Source organism: Methyloversatilis sp. NSM2 (assembly GCF_038066675.1).
In the GTDB taxonomy this organism is placed as follows: Bacteria; Pseudomonadota; Gammaproteobacteria; order Burkholderiales; family Rhodocyclaceae; genus Methyloversatilis; species Methyloversatilis discipulorum_A.
Map to the genome: position 1 here is coordinate 1,579,910 of NZ_JBBUKV010000001.1, position 18,714 is coordinate 1,598,623.

An 18,714-nucleotide genomic window follows, 5' to 3' on the forward strand; every position below is an offset into this window, starting at 1 on the left:
ACGAGCTGCCGCCAACCCGCCGGAGGCGAGAGCCGGTACAACCGGCCGTGCATCCCGGAAACGGGCTCGGAGGAGACCATGGAATCAAGCCCCGCCGACATCGCGCGCAGCGAACAGGCACACGAAATCATGCGCAGCGCCGGCGAAGTGCCGGCAGGCGTCCTGCCAGCACTGATCGAAACATCGTGGAGCCGCTGCATCAGCCGCGGCCTCGACGCCGACAAGAACAGTCGCGAAGTCGAAAGAGCCCGCCGCGACCTGCTGCTGACCGAACGCGAGCGCAACGAGTCGCTGCTCAAGCACGCGGCGCCGGTGATGAACGGCCTGTACGCGCAGATCGCCCGCTCGGGCAGCATGATCGTGCTGACCAATGCCTCGGGTTTCATCATCCATTCGGTTGGCGACCAGACCTTCCTCGACCGCGCATCCAAGGTCGCGCTGTCGCCCGGCGTCGAATGGTCGGAGGAAAGCAAGGGCACCAACGCCATCGGTACCGCGCTGGTGGAAAAGGTGCCAGTGTCGGTGCATGGCTCGCAGCACTTCTTCTCGGCCAACCACTTCCTCACCTGTTCGGCCTCGCCCATCTTCGACCCGTGCAGCCGCATGCTCGGCGTGCTTGACGTCACCGGTGACTCGCGCAATCCGTCGCATCACAGCCTGGCGCTGATCAATCTGGCGGTGCAGACCATCGAGAACCAGATGTTCGCGCACGCCTTCCCGGACGGTTTCCTGCTGCACTGTCATGTCCAGCAGGAGCTGATTGGCACCGTGTTCGAGGCCCTGCTCGCCTTCGACCAGGATGGTCGCGTACTGTCCGCCAACCGCAGCGCCTGTCGGCTGATTGGCCGCAGCCACGCCGAGCTGCTGACGCACACCTTCAGTTCGATGTTCGACAAGCCGCTGGGTGCGTTGTACGACCCGCTGCTGCGCGGCACCGACATGCTCGAACTGCGTCTGTTCGGCGGCCGCACGCTGTTCGGTCGCCCGCAAGCGGGCAATCAAAGCCGTCCGCCGGCCCGTGTGATCAGCATGGACGTCCAGCGTCCGGAATCCGGTCAGTCGGTCAGTCGGGTGCAGATCGCCAAGGACCGCGGACTGGCCCGGCTCAGCACCGGCGATGCGCAGATGGATGCAGTCGTCGAAAAGGTTCGCCGCGTGCTCGGGCGGGACATCCCGGTACTGATCCAGGGCGAGACCGGCACCGGCAAGGAACTGCTGGCACGCGCCATTCACGACGAAGGGCCGCGTCGCGACCAGACCTTCGTCGCTGTGAACTGCGCCGCCATCCCCGACGGCCTGATCGAGTCGGAGCTGTTCGGCTACGAGGAAGGCGCCTTCACCGGTGCGCGTCGCAAGGGTTACCCCGGCCGCATCATGCAGGCGGACGGCGGCACTCTGTTCCTCGACGAGATCGGCGACATGCCGCTGGCACTGCAGGCGCGCCTGCTGCGTGTGCTGCAGGAACGCACCGTGGTGCCGCTGGGCAGCGGCCGCGCAACTCCGGTCGATCTGTCCATCATCTGCGCGACCCACCGCAAGCTGCGCGACCTGGTCGCCCAAGGCAGCTTCCGCGCCGACCTCTACTACCGGCTCAACGGTCTGACCGTGATGCTGCCGCCGCTGCGTGAACGCAGCGATCTGCGCGCTCTGGTGCATCGCATTCTCGCCAGCGAGGAATCCATTCCGCAGGGGCTGCGCATCGACGACGAAGTGGTCGCGCTGTTCGAACGCCATCCCTGGCCGGGCAATATGCGCCAGCTGGCGAATCTGTTGCGCACCGCCGGCGTGATGGCCGCCGACGATGGCTGCATCCGCAAGACTCACCTCCCGGACGACTTCATCGATGAGCTGGGCGGAGCGCCGACGTTCGCTCCGAGCGAACCCGAGTTCCGTGCAGTCACCACTCAGGCACCGTGCGACCTGGACAGCCTCACGCTGCGCGCAATACGCGAGTCGCTGTCGCGCAACGAGGGAAACGTGGCCGCCACGGCGCGCGAGCTGGGCATCAGCCGGACCACGCTCTATCGCAAGCTGAAGGAAGGCTGATCAGGCTCCGGCCGCCGCACTGCCAGGGCGGCAGCCACGGAACTGAACACTTCGTACAGTAACGTTCCACCTGTACAGCGGGCGGGAATCGCTCCCGCGCATCCCTTGGCACCCGTTTCGGACAGGCAAAAAAATGGCCGGCTTGGGTAAGCCGGCCAAAGAGCCATGTCTAACTGAAGAGAACAACACCACCCCGAAACTGCCTGTAACGGAACGGATACGGCCGCGAAACCGGGGATGGATCACACCACCGGAAGCGGGCTCGGCCTGAAGTTCCAGTACGTCGCTCCAGTCCGCCGCGACCTGCCCGCTTGTTTCCTTCATCCCGACGCCCACAGGCGCCGGGATACACGACTTATGCAAGCGCTATGCCAGCACAGGTCGTCGATGTCATTACTTGTGCAGCTTGAACACCCACATCGAACCGCCCTGGTTCAGGTAGTTGACCTTCTTGGCCACGTCCCCACCCCACAGCGGCACAGCGCCACCCCAGCCGGCAGCGACGCCGATGTACTGCTCGCCGTCCTGTTCCCAGGTGATCGGGGGCGCCACGACGCCGGTACCGGTCTGGAAGGACCACACTTCCTTGCCGGTCTTCGCGTCGGCGGCCTTCAGGAAACCTTCAGGCGTACCCCAGAACACCAGGCCACCCTTGGTCGTCATCACACCACCCCACAGCGGAGCGTTGTTGGTGACTTCCCAGACGATCTTGCCAGTCTTCGGATCGACCGCACGCAGCGCGCCGATGTACTTGTCGTCGATGGTCTTGATGGTGAAGCCGGCGCCCAGATAGGCAGCACCCTTCTTGTAGGTGATCGGCTCGTTCCAGATTTCCATGCCCCACTCGTTGGCCGGCACGTAGAACAGGCCGGTGTCCGGGCTGTAAGCCATCGGCATCTGGTTCTTGCCGCCGAGGAAGGACGGAGCGGAGAACACCACTTCACCCTTCTTGCCGTCGGCGCCCTTGGACGGGTCGCCAGGACGGTTGGCCGGATCGAAGATCGGCTTGCCGTTGGCATCCAGGCCCTTGGCCCAGGTGATCTTCTTGACGAAGGGGAAGCCGCGCTCGAACTTGCCGGTGTTGGCGTCCAGCACGTAGAAGAAGCCGTTGCGGTCGGCCTTGCCGCCCATGCGCTTGCCGTTCATGTCGAACGTGACGAATTCGTTCACGCCGTCATAGTCCCAGCCGTCGTTCGGCGTGCCCTGGAAGTGCCACTTGATCTGGCCGGTGGCGACGTCGATGGCAACGGTCGCGCACGAATACAGGTTGTCGCCGGGACGCAGGTGGCTGTTCCACGGAGCCGGGTTGCCGGTGCCGAAATAGGCCAGACCGGTCTTGGCGTCGTAGGAGCCGCCGAGCCAGGTGGCCGCGCCGCCGGTCTTCCACAGGTCGCCCTGCCAGGTGGCGTTGGTGGTGCCGCTGATGCCATTCTCCGTCTTGTTGCCGGCGGCATCGTACTTGTAACCCATGTGACCTTCGACGGTCGGACGGCTCCACACCATCTTGCCCGTCTTGGCATCACGCGCCTCGACGCGGCCGACGATGCCGAACTCACCACCGGACACGCCGGTCAGGATCAGGCCCTTGGCGATGATCGGGGCTGCGGTGTTGGAGTAACCAGCCTGGTAGTCGTCGATCTTTTCCTTCCAGACGACCTTGCCGGTGTTCTGGTCGAGAGCGACCAGTTGTGCGTCCAGCGTGCTGAAGATGACCAGGTTGTCATACACGGCGGCGCCGCGGTTCACCACGTCGCAGCACGGCATGATGCCGTCCGGCAGGCGGTGCTCGTATTGCCACAGCTTGGCGCCGGTCTTGGCATCGAGTGCGTACAGGCGGGAGTAGGAACCCGTAACGAACATCTTGCCATTGACGACGAGCGGCTGCGATTCCTGACCGCGCTGCTTTTCGCCGCCGAACGAGAACGACCACACCGGAACCAGATTCTTGACGTTGCCGACGTTGATCTTGTCGAGCGGGCTGTAGCGCTGGCCTTCCGTGCCCATGCCCCAGGACAGCACATCGCCGGTCGTCTTCGCGTCGTTTTCGATGTCACGGTCGGTCACACCGGCCATGACCTGCGGTGCTGCCATCGCGGCGAACGCCGCAACCAGCAGGCTGGACAGCGTGGAATTACGCAAGCCTTTCATACTTCCTCCTCGTTGGTGAATTTCTCTCTTGCACGAAGGGAATGGTTCCCTTTTTCGGCAGGAGACCGACCGCAAAAACCGGGCCAGCCCAAAACAAGGAGAAAATCCCGTTCGCACCGCACTCCTGCGATGCGAAACGGGTCAGGTGTTCATTTTTGTTGCAACACAGGCAGTGCAACACTGTCCAGCGCGCGCAACTCGTAGGCACCGTAAAGATGGGTGACCGAACGCTCGAATTCGCTACGCGCCAGCGGCATTCGCTCGAAGCGCTCGGGCAGCGGCAGGCGCATCACCTCGGCCATGTCGAGACCGTTTGCCGCTGACTGCATCAGGGTCTGATCAAGCCACTTGAGCCAGTCGCGCGTCTGCTCGATGCCCGCGCTACCTGCATGCACGGGACCGTGACCGGGCAGCGTCTTCTTTGCGCCCAGCGCGGCGAGCGCGTCGAGCGACTTAAGCCAGCGCTGCACCGACGCGTGCGGCGTGGTCGGGGCGCGATCGAGGAACACCAGATCGCCGGCGAACAGCACGCCGGTCCGGTGATCGAGAATGGCCAGATCGCCCGCGGTGTGTCCTTCGAGCGCGATCAGTTCGAACTCGTGTCCGCCCACCGTCAGCCGTCCCGGCTGCGCGTCCTGCTGCGCAATCTGGGGCTCGGTGCCAGATGCCCAGTCGCCCGCCATCCGGTACATGTTGTCGGCGAAGGCGCCGCCGTCGTCACGCTCACCGGCCCGCGTGGCGGGCAATGCGGCAATCGGAACATCCGCGTACGCCTGATTTCCGAGGAAGTGATCGGGGTGATGGTGTGTGTTGAACACGCGCACGACCGGCTTGTCGGTGACGCGGGCGATGGCCGCCCTCATCTGTTCGCCGTAGCGGCGCGACGGGCCGCTGTCGATCACGACCACGCCCTCCTTGGTCACGACGAAGGCGGTGTTGACGATATTGCCGCCGTTGGCGCGCGTGATGTCCTCGGTGCTGCCGATCAGCACCCAGGTGTCGTCGGCGATCTTCTCCGGCTTCAGGCGATAGTCGAAAGGTGTGGCCGCGTGTGCCGCGAAGCTCAGCGCAAAGGCGACCAGTGCAGCAAGGAGGCGGGCCATCATGGCTGCACCTTGGCGTCGATGCGATTGCCGTTGTTGTCGCGGCCGACGACACGCAGCGCCACCGCGCCGGTGTCCGGCAGATCGAACGAGAACACCGGGTTCTCGCTCAGCGGCTCGAAGGTCTCGAGCTTCAGCATGGCGTCGCCCTTGTCGTCGACGATGGCGAGCTGTTCGATGAAGAAGGCCGGAATGCCGGGTGCCAGACCGGTGTCCATCGGATGCATGATGCGCAGACGGACCCGCTGGTTCTGTCCGTCGCGCCACACCCTGCCCTGCACCTGATTGAGCTTCTGCGCCCAGTCCGGCGCGCTGCGACCGGTGCTCGGTGCGGTACAGCCGCCGCCTGCCGCATCCACCCAGACCCCGCCGGCCAGCCAGTTGCCGTCACCGGTCTGCACCAGCGCACGGATCGGGCTCGCCTGCTGCAGCTTGATGCGGAAGGACAGGCCGGGCTGCGCCAGCAGCGGCTGGAAGTCGAGCACCTTGACGATGGGATTGAAGTCGGCAATCACCAGCACGCGCTTGACGTCAGGCAAGCCCTTCAGCCTGACGGTCACCGGCACGTTCATCGAATCCTCGGCCACCTTGGGCGCCAGCACTTCGATGCGCGGATCGAAAGCGACCGGCGCATCGTTCAGATATTCGCGCTGCAGATCCGGCCAGCGCGAGGAATTCAGCGGATCGGCATCGGCCGCGTGCACAGCGCCAGCCAACGCAAGCGCGAACCCGAGGGCCGCAATCACCTTCTTCATCGGGACAAACTCCTCCATTGCATCTTCTATATGTAGTCGGCGCCAGAAATCGGGCACCGCGCAGCAGGGCAAGCAAGACGAGGACCATCGCCGCACGGAACCGGCAGACCGCCTCGCATCCGGCATAAAGCTTGCCGAACCATCGTCTGTTACAGACCTCGACAACTAAGTGTCCATCCCTGAAACAGTCCGGAAAAACGGGATCGACTCCCTGATTCTGCGGGAGCTTTGAACCTTCGACACCTCCAGGTGCTGCCTAACCTGCAGTGCGCATCACGACCCTGTGTCCGCGAAACAAGCGGGGCCGCGATGACGACACGACAGATCAACACTGAAAGAGGAGTCAGGATGAAAACGTTTGCCCTCAGGAACCCGGCACTGCTGATCGCGCTGGGCATCCTTGCAGCAGGCCCGGTGCACGCCGCCAAGACGGTGAGCTGGGAAGATATCGTCAACGACGACAAGACGACCAAGGACGTGCTGACCTACGGTCTGGGCATGAAAGCCCAGCGTCACAGCCCGCTCAAGCAGATCAACACGCAGACCGTCGCATCGCTGAGCCCCGCGTGGTCCTACTCCTTCGGCGGCGAGAAGCAGCGTGGCCAGGAAGGCCAGGCGCTGGTGCACGACGGCGTCATCTACATCACCGGCTCCTACTCCCGCATGTACGCCATCGACGCCAAGACCGGCAAGCGTCTGTGGGCGTACGAACATCGGCTGCCGGACGACATCCGTCCGTGCTGCGACGTGGTGAACCGCGGTGCGGCGATCTACGGCGACAAGGTGTACTTCGGCACGCTGGACGCCGGCATGGTGGCCTTGAACAAGGACACCGGCAAGGTCGTCTGGTCGAAGAAGTGGGGCGACCACAAGGTCGGCTACACGATGTCGGGCGCCCCCTTCATCGTCAAGGACAAGAAGTCCGGCCGCGTGATGCTGGTGCACGGTTCGTCCGGTGACGAATTCGGCGTGATCGGCTACCTGTTTGCGCGCGACGTCGATACCGGCGAGGAGATCTGGGCGCGCCCGATGGTTGAGGGCCACATGGGTCGCCTGAACGGCAAGGACAGCACGACGACCGGCGACGCCAAGGCGCCGTCGTGGCCGGATGATCCCAGCCGCGAAACCGGCAAGGTCGAAGCCTGGAGTCACGGTGGCGGTGCCCCGTGGCAAACCGCGTCGTTCGACGTCGAACAGAACATGGTCGTGATCGGCACCGGCAACCCGGCCCCGTGGAACACCTGGAAACGGACCAAGGAAGGCGACAGCCCGACCAAGTGGCCCAGCCTGTTCACCTCCGGTCAGGCCTATGTCGATGCGTCGACCGGCGAACTGAAGGGCTTCTTCTCGCACACGCCGAACGACGCCTGGGACTTCTCCGGCAACAACTCTGTGCTGCTGTTCGAGTACAAGGATCCGAAGACCGGCAAGCTGGTGAAGGCCTCGGCGCACGCCGACCGCAACGGCTACTTCTTCGTGACCGACCGCGAAAAGCTGGCCACCGGCGCCGGCTACCCGTGGAAGCAGACCGCGCTGATCGGTGCCTGGCCCTTCGTCGACGGCATCACCTGGTCCAAGGGCTTCGATCCGAAGACCGGCCTGCCCAACGTGGTCGAGAGCCAGTATCCGCCGAAGCCCAAGGCCGGTGCGGACAAGGGCGAATCCATCTTCGTGTCACCGCCCTTCCTCGGCGGCACCAACTGGATGCCGATGTCGTACAGCCCGGACACCGAGCTGTTCTACATCCCGGCCAACCACTGGGCGATGGACTACTGGACCGAGAACGTGACCTACAAGCCGGGTGCTGCCTACCTTGGCCAGGGCTTCCGGATCAAGAAGCTGTTCGACGACCACGTCGGCGTACTGCGCGCAATCGACCCGAAGACCGGCAAGATCGCCTGGGAACACAAGGAGCAGTTCCCGCTGTGGGCCGGCACGCTGACCACCGCCGGCGGCCTGGTGTTCACCGGCACTTCCGACGGCTACGTGAAGGCCTTCGACGCCAAGACCGGCAAGGAAGTCTGGAAATTCCAGACCGGCTCCGGCGTGGTGTCGGTGCCCATTACCTGGGAACAGGATGGCGAACAGTACATCGGCATCTCTTCCGGCTACGGCGGCGCGGTGCCGCTGTGGGGCGGCGACATGGCCGAGCTGACCAAGCAGGTCAGCCAGGGCGGCTCGTTCTGGGCCTTCAAGCTGCCGAAGCGCTGATTGACGGCGCGCCCCCGCCGCCCGGCGGGGGCCGGCCACTCCTCCTGCCGGCCCTGCGTGGCCGGCCTTTACCTGGCAACTGCGAAACGATTTCCGGTGCCGCCGCATCAGCGTCGGCCCAAGATGCGCGGTTGCCAGGTTCTTTCTGTCCGGAGTCCTCGATGCGAAGACTTTTCCCCGCAGTACTGCTCGCACTGCTCGGCCTGAGCACGCCTGCCGTCGCCGAAGACGCCTCGGCCAGCGAAACACTGGTCGTCAATGGCTGCCCGATCTGGCCCTACACCCGTTGCCCGGGTGCCGACCTGCGCCACGCCGACCTGTCGGCAAAGGACCTCGCCGGCGCCGACTTCACCGGCGCGAACATGGTGCGCGCCGACCTGCGCGCCGCCAATCTTGCCGGTGCAATACTGGACCGCGCCGATCTCAGCTCGGCCCGCCTGCAGAAGGCCAACATTCCCGCCGCCAGCCTGCGCGGCGCACGGCTGGTCGGTGCGGACATGGAGTTCGCACGCATGTTCCGCGTCGACTTCAGCTACGCCGACCTGACGGCCGCCAACCTGGAAGCGGCTCGCCCGATGTTCGCGCGCTTCCACTACGCCCGGCTGGTCAACGCCAACCTGCAGGAAACCAAGTTCGGCAGCGCCGATTTCCGCAACGCCATCATGGAAGGCTGCGTAACGCGCTACACCGTTTTCCTCGATGCCAATTTCGACGACTGCAAAGGTTGTCCGGTGGGCTGGTAAGCACCGCCCCGCCGCAATGGAGATACCGCACATGATCAGGACACTGGCCGCACCGCTGCTGCTGGCTGCGCTGCTCGGCAGCGCACACGCTGGCGATCCGGCGATGGAAGCGCATCCGCCGAAGACCGATATCTCGGCGCTGCCGCCGGTCGGCGACGCATGGAAGGACAGCAATCCCTACCGCGGCAACGCCGCCGTCGTCGACACCGGTCGCGCGCTCTACAACGAGTCGTGCGCCGTCTGCCACGGTACCGATGTCAATCACAAGAACCAGGTCGGCCCCAACCTGCTGCGCCTGCACCGCGGCTGTCGCAAGGTGACCGAACCCGACCTGCAGCTTCGCTGCCTCAGCGACGTCGATCACTACTTCGTCAAGACGGTACGCAAGGGCAAGCGCGTGCTCGACGTGCAGCACATGCCGCCGTGGGACAAGGTGCTGACGCAGGAGGCGGTGTGGGCGATCAAGACCTTCATCGAAGCGCGCATCGACGAGGATGCGCGGATCAAGGCGCAGGGAAAGACCGCGGCGCGCTGAAACTCACCCGCGACAAATGAAAAAGCCGGCGCGATGCGCCGGCTTTTTCTTGTTCGGGATCGACGCGTTTCAGATCTGGAAGGTGCGCAGGCTGGCTTCGAGCTCGCGCGCCGAACCGGCGACCGATTCGCCCTGCGACGCGGTCTGCGCCACGCCGCGTGCGTTGTCCTCGGACAGCGCCGACAGTTCGCCCGCGTTGCGCAGGATGGCGTGCGCCGTGGTGTCCTGTTCGCGCATGCTGGTCGCCACTTCACCCGACTTGTTCACCAGTTCTTCCATGCGGTGCAGGATGGATTCGAAAGTCTCCACGGCGCCGCGCGAGGTGGTCACCGCGCCGCTGACGCGTTCGCTGGCCTGACCGACACGCTCGACCGTTTCCTGGGCGTCGTGGCGGATCTTGGCGACGATCTGCTCGATGTCCGCGGTCGAACCCTGCGTGCGCTGCGCCAGCTTGCGCACCTCGTCGGCCACCACCGCAAAACCGCGACCCTGCTCGCCGGCACGTGCGGCCTCGATCGCGGCGTTGAGCGCCAGCAGATTGGTCTGGTCGGAAATGTCCTTCACCACGTCGTTGATCTTGGCGATCTCTTCCGAATCCTTGACCAGACGCTCGATCACCTGCAGCGACTCTTCCATCTCCTTGGCGATGCGGCTGACGCCCTCCATCGACACTTCGAGGTCGGTCTTGCCGCTGCGCGTACTGTCGCCGGCGGCGCGCACGATGCTGTCCATGTCGGCCGACAGATCGGCCACCTGGCGGGCCGAAGCGGTCATCTGCTCCATCGCCTCGGCGACGGTACGGATACGGTCGGCCTGGCGCGAGCCGGTCTCGTTCGCGGCGATGGTCAGCTTGGACAGTTCTTCGGCCGAACTGGTGAGCGTCGACGACAGGGTCGTCATCTTCTCGATCAGCTTGCGGAAAGACTTGCAGGCCTGGTTGTACTCGTAGCCCAGCCAGGCAAAGTCGTCCTTGCCGGACAGGCTGAGCTTGTGATTGAGCTTGCCTTCGGCAAGGCTGTGCATGGCGTTAACCAGCAGTTCGGCGCGCTGACCGAAGCCGGTGCCGAACCAGATGCCGACACCCATGATGAAGACGGAACTCAGGACAGACGAGACGATAAGGCCGGTCCAACCCGGAAACAGAAACTCCTGCACGCCGAAAATGGCCGTGCACATGGCCGACGCAAAGATCGAGTGAAAAAGGAAGGCTTTGCGGATGCTCAGCATGTTCTTCATGTGTCTGTTCCCTGTTTTCGATTCACTACATGGCCAATATCGACAGGTGCTTATAGGACTTTAGTTATACGGAAGCGCACCGTCGATCTCCTCGTAGGACCATTTACGACTGTCGGCACCGCGGACTTGAGCGAGGGCTCCGCAAAAAAGAAAAACGCCGCGCATAACTTCACGCGGCGTCAGAACTGCGGGTTGCAGCGGTGTCAGGTGCGCATCAGCTGATCATGCCCAGCGTCCGCGGCAGCCACAGCGACAGAGCGGGCCAGTAGGTGACGATGACCAGGAAGATGAGCATCGTGATCAGCCACGGCGACACCGCCTTGGTCATGTCCGTCATGCCCAGCTTGGCGATGCCGCTTCCGACATACAGGTTCAGGCCCACCGGCGGCGTGATCATGCCGATTTCCATGTTCACCGTGATGATGATGCCGAAGTGCACCGGGTCGATGCCCAGCGCCATCGCCACCGGGAACAGGATGGGCGCGGTGATCAGGATGATGGACGACGGCTCCATGATGTTGCCGGCCAGCAGCAGCAGAATGTTCACCACCAGCAGGAAGCCCAGCGCCCCCATGCCGCTGTCCACCAGCCAGGCCGCCACCGCCTGTGGAATCTGTTCCGAGGTCAGCAGGAAGGAGAACAGGATGGCGTTGGTGATGATGTAGAGCAGCATCGCGCTCATGTTTGCCGAATCGAGCAGCACCTTGGGGATGCGCTTCAGCGGCAGGTCACGATAGACGAATACCGCGACGATGAAGGCGTACACCGCACTCATCGCGGCCGCTTCGGTCGGCGTGAAGATGCCGGTATAGATGCCGCCCATCACGACGACGATGAGCATCAGCCCCCAGAAGGATTCGCGAAAGGCCTTGATGCGATCGACCATCGGCGCCTTCGGCATGCGCGGGTAGTTGTTGCTCTTGGCGCGCCACCAGGTGGTGAAGCCCAGCATGAACAGCAGCACAGCGCCCGGGATGATGCCGGCCATGAACAGCGCGCCGATCGACGAGTTCGTCGACACCGCATACATCACCATCACGATGGACGGCGGAATCAGGATGCCCAGCGCGCCCGAGCTGGCGACGATGCCGGCGCCGAACTTCATCGGGAAGCCCTGCTTGACCATCGCCGGCAGCAGGATGGCGCCGATCGCCGCCACCGTCGCCGGGCTGGAGCCCGACACCGCAGCGAACAGACCGCAGGCCACCACGCCGCCCATGCCCAGGCCGCCGTGGAAATGGCCGACCAGCGAGGTGGCGAAGTTGATCATCCGCTTCGCCACACCGCCGTGGGTGAGGAAGTTGCCGGCCAGGATGAAGAACGGAATCGCCATGATTTCGAACTTCTCGATACCGGTGAACAGCTTCAGCGCCACCGACTCGACCGGCACATCGGTCATCGTGAACAGGAAGGTCAGTACGGTCAGACCCAGCGAGATGGACACCGGCATGCCGGTGAGCATCAGCACCAGCAGCAGTGCAAAGATGATGGCGGCGCTCATGGGCGGCCTCCCTTGGCGTGTTCGCGCTCTTCGGCTTCTTCGACCGCCTCGCCGATCAGTACCGGCTTGACGTCCTCCATGCCCTCGACGTGCGCATGATCGTGGTGCGGCAGCTCACCGGTGCGGATGAAGGCCGTCATCACCTGCAGGAAGCGGAAGCACATCAGGCCGGAACCCAGTGGTATGGCCATGTATACGATCCAGGTCGGCCATTCGAGGTCGGGCGTGGTCGGCCCCTCGAACAGGTCGCCGGTGTCCTGGCCGAGGGCGCTCAGCACCGCATAGGCGGCGCCGTTCTCCCACACGAAGTGGCTGCCCAGCGCACAAATGACGCCAGTGAACAGCGCGCCGGCCGCCAGACCGAACACGACGAACTTGTTGCGCAGTGCCGGCTGCAACTGGTTGATCAGCACATCGACGCCGACGTGGATGCCGGTGCGCACACCGTAGGCGGCGCCGAACTTGGCCATCCAGACGAACAGGATGATGCACAGCTCCTGTGCCCAGCCGAGATTCAGCGACAGCAGCCAGTCCTGCAGGCCGGGCACGTCGAAACCGGCGGCGTAGCGATGCACGACGGACACGAAAATGATGATGGTGGCCACGCCTATCAGCAGCGTGATGAGCCACTCCTCGATATGGTCGAGTATTCGGAGCACGGTGGTCTCCCGATGAGGTGAGGGTGATGCAGTGTGCGCGCCTGCGCGCAGGGATGCGACACGTGCGGCGGACGCCGCACGTGTGCGGGGCGGATTACAGCTTCGACGGATCGAAGTCGGTTTCCTTGTAGATGGCTTGGATCAGGTCGGCGCCCATCCGGCTTTCCATCTTCTTGTGCACCGGCACCAGCGCACGCTTGAACGCCAGACGCTCTTCCGCCGTCGGCACATAGACCTGGGTCCGGCCGCTCTTGCGCACGCCTTCGAGCGCAGCGTCGTTCTCTTCCTTGGCGATCTTGTTGGCGTAGCTGGTGGCTTCCTTCATCGCCGTGTCGAGCTGACCGCGCACGTCGGCCGGCAGGCCGTCCCAGAACTTCTTGTTCACGATGACGGCGTAACCCAGATAGCCGTGGTCGGTCACCGCCATGTGCTTCTGCACCTCATGCATCTTCTGCGTGTAGAGGTTGGAATGCGGGTTCTCGGTGCCGTCGACCACGCCGGTCTGCAGCGCCTGATAGACCTCGGAGAAAGCCATCACCTGCGGCAGCGCGCCGAGCGAACGGATCTGCTCTTCCAGCACCTTGGACGACTGGATGCGCAGCTTCTTGCCCTTCAGGTCGGCCGGCGTCTTGATCGGCGTGTTGGCCGAGAAGGACTTGAAGCCGTTGTCCCAGAAGCCCAGGCCGACGATGCCCTTCGGCTCCAGCTTCTTCAGGATGGACACACCGATCGGGCCCTGCGTCACCTTGTGCAGGTCGGCGTAGCCGTCGAAGATGAAAGGCAGGTCGAACACCTCGAATTCCTTGACGCCCAGCGGGCCGAACTTGGCCAGCGACGGCGCCAGCATCTGCACGGCGCCCAGCTGCAGCGCCTCCATCTCTTCCTTGTCCTTATACAGCTGGCTGTTCGGATACACCTCGACCTTCACCTTGCCGCCGGTCAGTTCCTCGGCGCGCTTCTTGAAGAAATCGGCCGCCTTGCCCTTCGGAGTTTCGGTCGCCACGACGTGGCTGAACTTGATCACGATGGGCTGCTGCGCCAGCGCAAACGGAGTCAGGCCGAGCGTAAGCAGACCGAAAAGCATGGAATGAAGTTTCATGGTGTCTCCTCTTGTGTATGAAGGCCACACGGCGCGAACGGCCAATGTGATGCCCGGATTGTGGTCGGCGGGGATGGCTGCGGCCATTGTGGATATCCGCAACCGCTCAGCCTGACGAGGAGAACGCGTCAGCGAACGCCGGAAACCGGGAGGACCTTCTCGCGCAGCTTGCGATGCAACTGCGTTGTCACGGGCACGAAGTCGTCGAAGGACACCGGACGTGACATGAAATAGCCTTGCGCCAGATCGCAGCCCAGCTGGCTGAGCAGCTGCCAGTCCTCAAGACTTTCCACGCCTTCGCCGACGGTCACCATGCCCAGGCGACGCCCCATGTCGATCGCCGACTCGAGTATCGTGCGCCGCGCCGGCCGTGTATGGGCTTCATGCACGATCGAACGGTCTATCTTCAGCTCGGAAAAGGGAACCTTGGACAACTGCTCCATCGACGAGAAGCCGGTGCCGAAGTCGTCGATGGCGAGCGAAAAGCCATTCAGCTTCAGCCGGAGCAGCGTCTTCAGCGCCGCTGCGCCCGAGGTCATGGCCGTTTCGGTCACTTCGAAGGTGATGCGGCCGGCATCGATGCCCGCCCGCGCCACCTGCTCGATCAGATCGTCCGCGAGCTTGCGGTCGGAAAAGGTCACCGGCGACAGGTTGATGGCCACGGAAAGACGCAGACCGCGACTGTCCCAACGCTGCAGCGCCTCCAGTGCGCCGCGCAGCATGACGACCGTCAGCAGCGCGATCTGGCCTGTGCGTTCCGCGACGCCGATGAAGCGGACCGGTTCGATGACGCTACCATCTTCGTTGATCCAGCGCGCCAGCACTTCAGCTCCACGCGGCATTGCCGTCTGCAGATCCACCTTCGGCTGGAACCACGGCACGACGCGGCCTGCTGCAAGCGCTGCGGCCAGCTCTTCGGAACTGACCTCCGGTGACGGCGTTGCGGCATGCGCCCTCACCGCCGATGGCACCAAAGCGCCGACCTGGGCGCCCGCGCGCATTGCGGCAGCCAGTCGATCGGGCAGGATGGGTTTGCGCATGGTGGCCAGCAGGTGCAGGCCCAGCTCGGACACCATGGTTTCAACGGAGTCGAGCAGCATGGCCTCGCGCGCACTGGTGATGATCACCCCGGGCCGGTAGCCCGACGCGGCCATGCGATGCAGCAGCTCCACGCCATCCATCACCGGCATTTCCAGATCCACCAGCACCACCGCCGGCGGGCGCGTCAGCGCCTGCAGCTTCTGCAGCGCCTCTTCTCCGTTCGTCGCCTCCTCGATGACGGATATCCCGAGTTCGCGCAGCATGCCCAGCAGCATCATGCGTTGAGGCAGGCTGTCCTCGACAACCATTACCCCGGCTTCGTTCAGCAGCGTCAGCGGATCCGCTTCACTTGCCATAACGGTTGATCATTCCCGGGATCTGATCGAGTCCGATCACGTGCTCGACGGCACCGAACCTGATCGCTTCCTTGGGCATGCCGAACACCACGCAGCTGGCTTCGTCCTGAGCACAGGTCATGGCTCCGGCATCGCGCATTTCCTTCAGTCCGCGCGCACCGTCGTCGCCCATGCCGGTCATGATGATGCCCAGCGCGTTCTTGCCCGCATACTTGGCAACCGAGCGGAACAGCACATCGACCGAGGGCTTGTGGCGATTTACCAAGGGTCCGTCGCTGACCTCGACGACGTACTGGGCACCATTGCGCCTGAGCATCATGTGGCGTCCGCCCGGCGCAATGAGTGCAACGCCCGGCATCACGCGGTCGCCATTCACCGCCTCCTTGACATGGATTTCGCAGATGCCGTCCAGACGCGCCGCGAAGGCGGCGGTAAAACGTTCCGGCATGTGCTGTACGACGACGATGCCGGGCGATACGCGGGGCAACTGCGTCAGTACCGCTTCAAGCGCCTGCGTGCCCCCGGTCGAGGTGCCCAGTGCGATGAGCTTCTCCGTTGTCATCCGCATCGCCTCGCCGGTCACCGGCGGCAGCATGACGTCGGCCGTCAGTTTGGGGCCGGACTTGGGCCCTGCCACCGGTGCGACCCGCGGCCTGCCGACGCGCGCGCGCGCCGCCGCTTTCACCGCATCTGTCAGCGCCTGGGCCGATTCATGCAGGAACTGCTTGATCCCGAGCTTGGGCTTGGTCACCACGCTGATCGCGCCGGCGGCCAGCACTTCCATCGTGGTTTCCGCCCCCTTCTCGGTCAGCGACGAACAGACGACGATGGGCGTCGGTCGTTCGGACATGATGCGACGAACAAAGGTGACGCCGTCCATGCGCGGCATTTCGACGTCGGTCACGATCACGTCCGGCCACTCGACCTTCAGTCGTTCAAGTGCGATCAGCGGGTCCGGCGCGGTGGCGATGACGCGTAGCAGCGGATCAGCGGACAGCAGTTCAGACAGCACCTGACGCACGACCGCCGAATCATCGACGATCAGGACGCGAATGCGCGCACCCGCCGACGCGGGCGGTTTGACCGCAGCCGGGCTCAGCATGCAAGTTCTCCGTGGGTACTGACGCCGGCGCCCGAACGAGGGCCGTCGTGGCGCATCCATACGACGCCGGTACTGACGTCCATCATCAGCACGCGCTGACCGTATCCGCCGGTATGTTCGGCCACCGGCCGGACACCCAGCGCGTCCAGCAGCGCGCGCGCGCGCCGCACATTGGCTTCGCCGATCGGCACGTTGTTGCTGCCGGCGATTCCGGGAAACATATTGCCCCCGCCGAACAGCTTGAATTCATAGTCGAGCTCGCGCGTACCGAAACGCCGCGCCTCGCGAATCATGGACTTCATCGCGCCCTCGGCAAAACGCGCGCTCAACCCGTCGCCGCCCAGATCGGCACGGGCGTTGCCCGGCAGCATGAAGTGGCACATGCCACCTATCCGTCGGACGGGGTGCCACATCGTGATGGCGACACAGGAGCCCAGCACAGTGCGCAGGCACATGGTGTCGTCGCCGAAGAACAGATCTCCGGGCTTCAGGTAAATCTCGGTTCGTACCGGCGGCCTCATGCACATGTCGTCACTTGAGGCGGTAAATGGACGGCTTGACGATGTCCACGCGGTCGGTGACGCCATGCAGATTTTCCGAATGGCTCACGAACACATGACCGCGCGGCTTCAGCTTGGTCAGAATGCGCCCCATGACCTGTCGCTTGGTGTCCGGGTCGAAATAGATCATCACGTTGCGCACGAACACGATATCGAACATGCCGATATCCGGCAGCGTTTCGTTCAGGTTGATCTGTGCGAACGACACCCGCTCGCGCAGTGGACGGTCGATCAGGAAGGTTCCCTCCTGCGGGCCTGTGCCCTTCAGGCAGAAGCGCTTCAGGAAAGCGGTCGGGATCTTGTCCGCGCGAGTCATCGGATAGTGCGCACGGCGTGCGGTTTCGAGCACGCGCGTGCTCAGATCCGAACCGAAGATTTCCCAGCGCCGCCCCATGCCCAGCGTGTCCGCCAATACCATGGCCAGCGTGTAGATTTCTTCGCCCGAGGAGCTGGCAGCGCTCCAGATGCGCAGCGGCTCGCTGCCTTCGAAGCGCGTAAGTATCTGCTCGGCGAGAAAAGTGAAGTGGGCGGGCTCGCGGAAGAAATATGTTTCGTTCGTCGTCAGCAGATCGATGGCGACCTGAAGTTCTCCCGGCCGGCTGCCATCCATCAGCAGTTCGAAGTAGTCCTTCCAGCCACGCACACCGCAAGGTCCGAGCCTCTTGGAAAGACGCCCCACGAGCAGCGTCTTCTTGTGATCGGCCAAGGCAATGCCTGCCGCTTCGTGCAGCCAGCGCTGGAAGCGACGGAAGTCGATGTCGCTGATCGAGGGGATGGCGAACGCAGCCTCCTTCGACCCGGAGCGGCTTCCTGCAAGTGCGGCAGAACTCATGCTCAACCAGCCGCCTTCATATCGTTGACCGCCGCCATGTCCTCGCCTGCGAGCACGCGGTCGATGTCGAGCATGATCACGAAGCCGTCGTCGAGCTTGCCCATGCCGGCGATGAAGTCCGCCCTCACCTTCGCACCGAAGGACGGTCCGGGTTCCACCGACTGCGGCGGAATATCGACCACCTGGCTTACTGCATCGACAATGATTCCCATGTCCTGTGCTTCGCCGTCGTTCGCGACCTCGACGATGACAATGCAGGTACGCCGCGTCACCGCCGCACTTTCGCTACGCAAGCGCGCGGCCAGGTCGATCACCGGCACGACCCGTCCGCGCAGATTGATCACGCCGCGGACGAAGCCCGGCATCATCGGCACCTGCGTCACACCGCCGTACTCGATGATTTCCTTCACCGACAACAGGCCCAGCGCGTAGCTCTCTTCGCCCAGCCTGAAAGTCAGGTACTGCTGTTGCTGGTCCGCCGCCGCGTCGTCGTCATCGACCACGGTCAGCGCCAGCGAATGGCGTGCATTCATGTCGCCCACTCCTAGAAACGTGTGAAATCGTTTTCGCTGGCGCTGTCGAGCGCCAGCGCGCCGCGCACGGACCCGCTGCGTGCCGGCGCGCGACGCACCGGCGGTTCATTCGCAGCGAGGCTGGGAACGAGCTTGTCGGCGCGCAGGCGGAACACCGACATCGCCTGCTGCAGCTGTTGCGCCTGGCCGCTCATTTCCTCGGCCGTCGCCGCCAGTTCTTCCGACGCCGACGCTGTCTGCTGCACCGTCTGGCT

The 18,714-nt window shown here is 64.1% G+C and carries 16 protein-coding genes and 1 pseudogene; 4 read left to right on the forward strand and 13 right to left on the reverse strand.

What is annotated here, in order from left to right; all coding sequences use genetic code 11:
• Window positions 1-78 precede the first annotated feature (78 nt).
• Window positions 79-2,046, forward strand: coding sequence for a sigma-54-dependent Fis family transcriptional regulator (locus tag WJU27_RS07230; protein WP_296810691.1), 1,968 nt, complete (start codon window positions 79-81; stop codon window positions 2,044-2,046).
• Window positions 2,047-2,439: 393 nt separating this feature from the next.
• On the opposite strand, the gene WJU27_RS07235 is transcribed toward WJU27_RS07230, so the two are convergent.
• The 3 genes from WJU27_RS07235 to WJU27_RS07245 form a co-directional block, all read right to left on the reverse strand.
• Window positions 2,440-4,194: a PQQ-dependent methanol/ethanol family dehydrogenase gene (locus WJU27_RS07235; RefSeq protein ID WP_020164282.1), complete on the reverse strand. Its 1,755-nt coding sequence runs from the start codon at window positions 4,192-4,194 to the stop codon at window positions 2,440-2,442.
• Between the two features lie 149 nt (window positions 4,195-4,343).
• Window positions 4,344-5,300, reverse strand: a complete 957-nt coding sequence (locus tag WJU27_RS07240) for a quinoprotein relay system zinc metallohydrolase 1 (protein ID WP_341421601.1) — start codon at window positions 5,298-5,300, stop codon at window positions 4,344-4,346.
• A complete protein-coding gene (locus tag WJU27_RS07245; RefSeq protein ID WP_296810686.1) occupies window positions 5,297-6,052 on the reverse strand; it encodes a quinoprotein dehydrogenase-associated SoxYZ-like carrier in 756 nt (251 codons plus the stop codon). Before WJU27_RS07245 ends, WJU27_RS07240 begins: the two co-directional genes overlap by 4 nt.
• A gap of 348 nt (window positions 6,053-6,400) precedes the next feature.
• Between WJU27_RS07245 and WJU27_RS07250 the strand changes: the two genes are divergently transcribed.
• From WJU27_RS07250 to WJU27_RS07260, 3 genes are all read left to right on the forward strand, one after another.
• Complete coding sequence (locus tag WJU27_RS07250; protein ID WP_020164279.1) at window positions 6,401-8,263, forward strand: methanol/ethanol family PQQ-dependent dehydrogenase; 1,863 nt, start codon at window positions 6,401-6,403, stop codon at window positions 8,261-8,263.
• A 161-nt stretch (window positions 8,264-8,424) separates the two neighbouring features.
• Complete coding sequence (locus WJU27_RS07255) at window positions 8,425-9,006, forward strand: pentapeptide repeat-containing protein (RefSeq protein WP_020164278.1); 582 nt, start codon at window positions 8,425-8,427, stop codon at window positions 9,004-9,006.
• 31 nt (window positions 9,007-9,037) lie between these two features.
• Window positions 9,038-9,541: a c-type cytochrome gene (locus tag WJU27_RS07260; protein ID WP_020164277.1), complete on the forward strand. Its 504-nt coding sequence runs from the start codon at window positions 9,038-9,040 to the stop codon at window positions 9,539-9,541.
• A gap of 69 nt (window positions 9,542-9,610) precedes the next feature.
• Here the strand turns inward: WJU27_RS07260 and WJU27_RS07265 are convergent, their stop codons facing one another.
• From WJU27_RS07265 to WJU27_RS07310, 10 genes and pseudogenes are all read right to left on the reverse strand, one after another.
• Window positions 9,611-10,777 carry a methyl-accepting chemotaxis protein gene (locus WJU27_RS07265; RefSeq protein ID WP_020164276.1) on the reverse strand — a complete coding sequence of 389 codons (1,167 nt, stop codon included), beginning with the start codon at window positions 10,775-10,777 and terminating at the stop codon, window positions 9,611-9,613.
• Window positions 10,778-10,991: 214 nt separating this feature from the next.
• Window positions 10,992-12,278, reverse strand: coding sequence for a TRAP transporter large permease (locus WJU27_RS07270; protein WP_341421602.1), 1,287 nt, complete (start codon window positions 12,276-12,278; stop codon window positions 10,992-10,994).
• The gene (locus tag WJU27_RS07275; protein WP_341421603.1) at window positions 12,275-12,937 is read right to left on the reverse strand and encodes a TRAP transporter small permease; all 663 of its coding nucleotides are present in this window, start codon (window positions 12,935-12,937) and stop codon (window positions 12,275-12,277) included. The genes WJU27_RS07270 and WJU27_RS07275 overlap by 4 nt, the downstream gene beginning before the upstream one ends.
• A gap of 94 nt (window positions 12,938-13,031) precedes the next feature.
• Entirely contained in the window at window positions 13,032-14,036 is a 1,005-nt protein-coding gene (locus tag WJU27_RS07280) for a TRAP transporter substrate-binding protein (protein WP_296810675.1), read from the reverse strand.
• 128 nt (window positions 14,037-14,164) lie between these two features.
• Entirely contained in the window at window positions 14,165-15,433 is a 1,269-nt protein-coding gene (locus tag WJU27_RS07285) for an EAL domain-containing response regulator (RefSeq protein WP_341421604.1), read from the reverse strand.
• Complete coding sequence (locus tag WJU27_RS07290) at window positions 15,423-16,535, reverse strand: protein-glutamate methylesterase/protein-glutamine glutaminase (RefSeq protein WP_341421605.1); 1,113 nt, start codon at window positions 16,533-16,535, stop codon at window positions 15,423-15,425. The genes WJU27_RS07285 and WJU27_RS07290 overlap by 11 nt, the downstream gene beginning before the upstream one ends.
• A complete protein-coding gene (locus tag WJU27_RS07295; protein WP_341421606.1) occupies window positions 16,529-17,056 on the reverse strand; it encodes a chemotaxis protein CheD in 528 nt (175 codons plus the stop codon). The genes WJU27_RS07290 and WJU27_RS07295 overlap by 7 nt, the downstream gene beginning before the upstream one ends.
• 10 nt (window positions 17,057-17,066) lie before the next feature.
• Window positions 17,067-17,927, reverse strand: coding sequence for a CheR family methyltransferase (locus WJU27_RS07300; RefSeq protein ID WP_341421607.1), 861 nt, complete (start codon window positions 17,925-17,927; stop codon window positions 17,067-17,069).
• Window positions 17,928-17,929: 2 nt separating this feature from the next.
• On the reverse strand, window positions 17,930-18,460 hold the full coding sequence (locus tag WJU27_RS07305) for a chemotaxis protein CheW (protein WP_341421608.1): 531 nt from the start codon (window positions 18,458-18,460) through the stop codon (window positions 17,930-17,932).
• An 11-nt stretch (window positions 18,461-18,471) separates the two neighbouring features.
• Window positions 18,472-18,714, reverse strand: a pseudogene (locus WJU27_RS07310) (methyl-accepting chemotaxis protein); the annotation flags it as partial.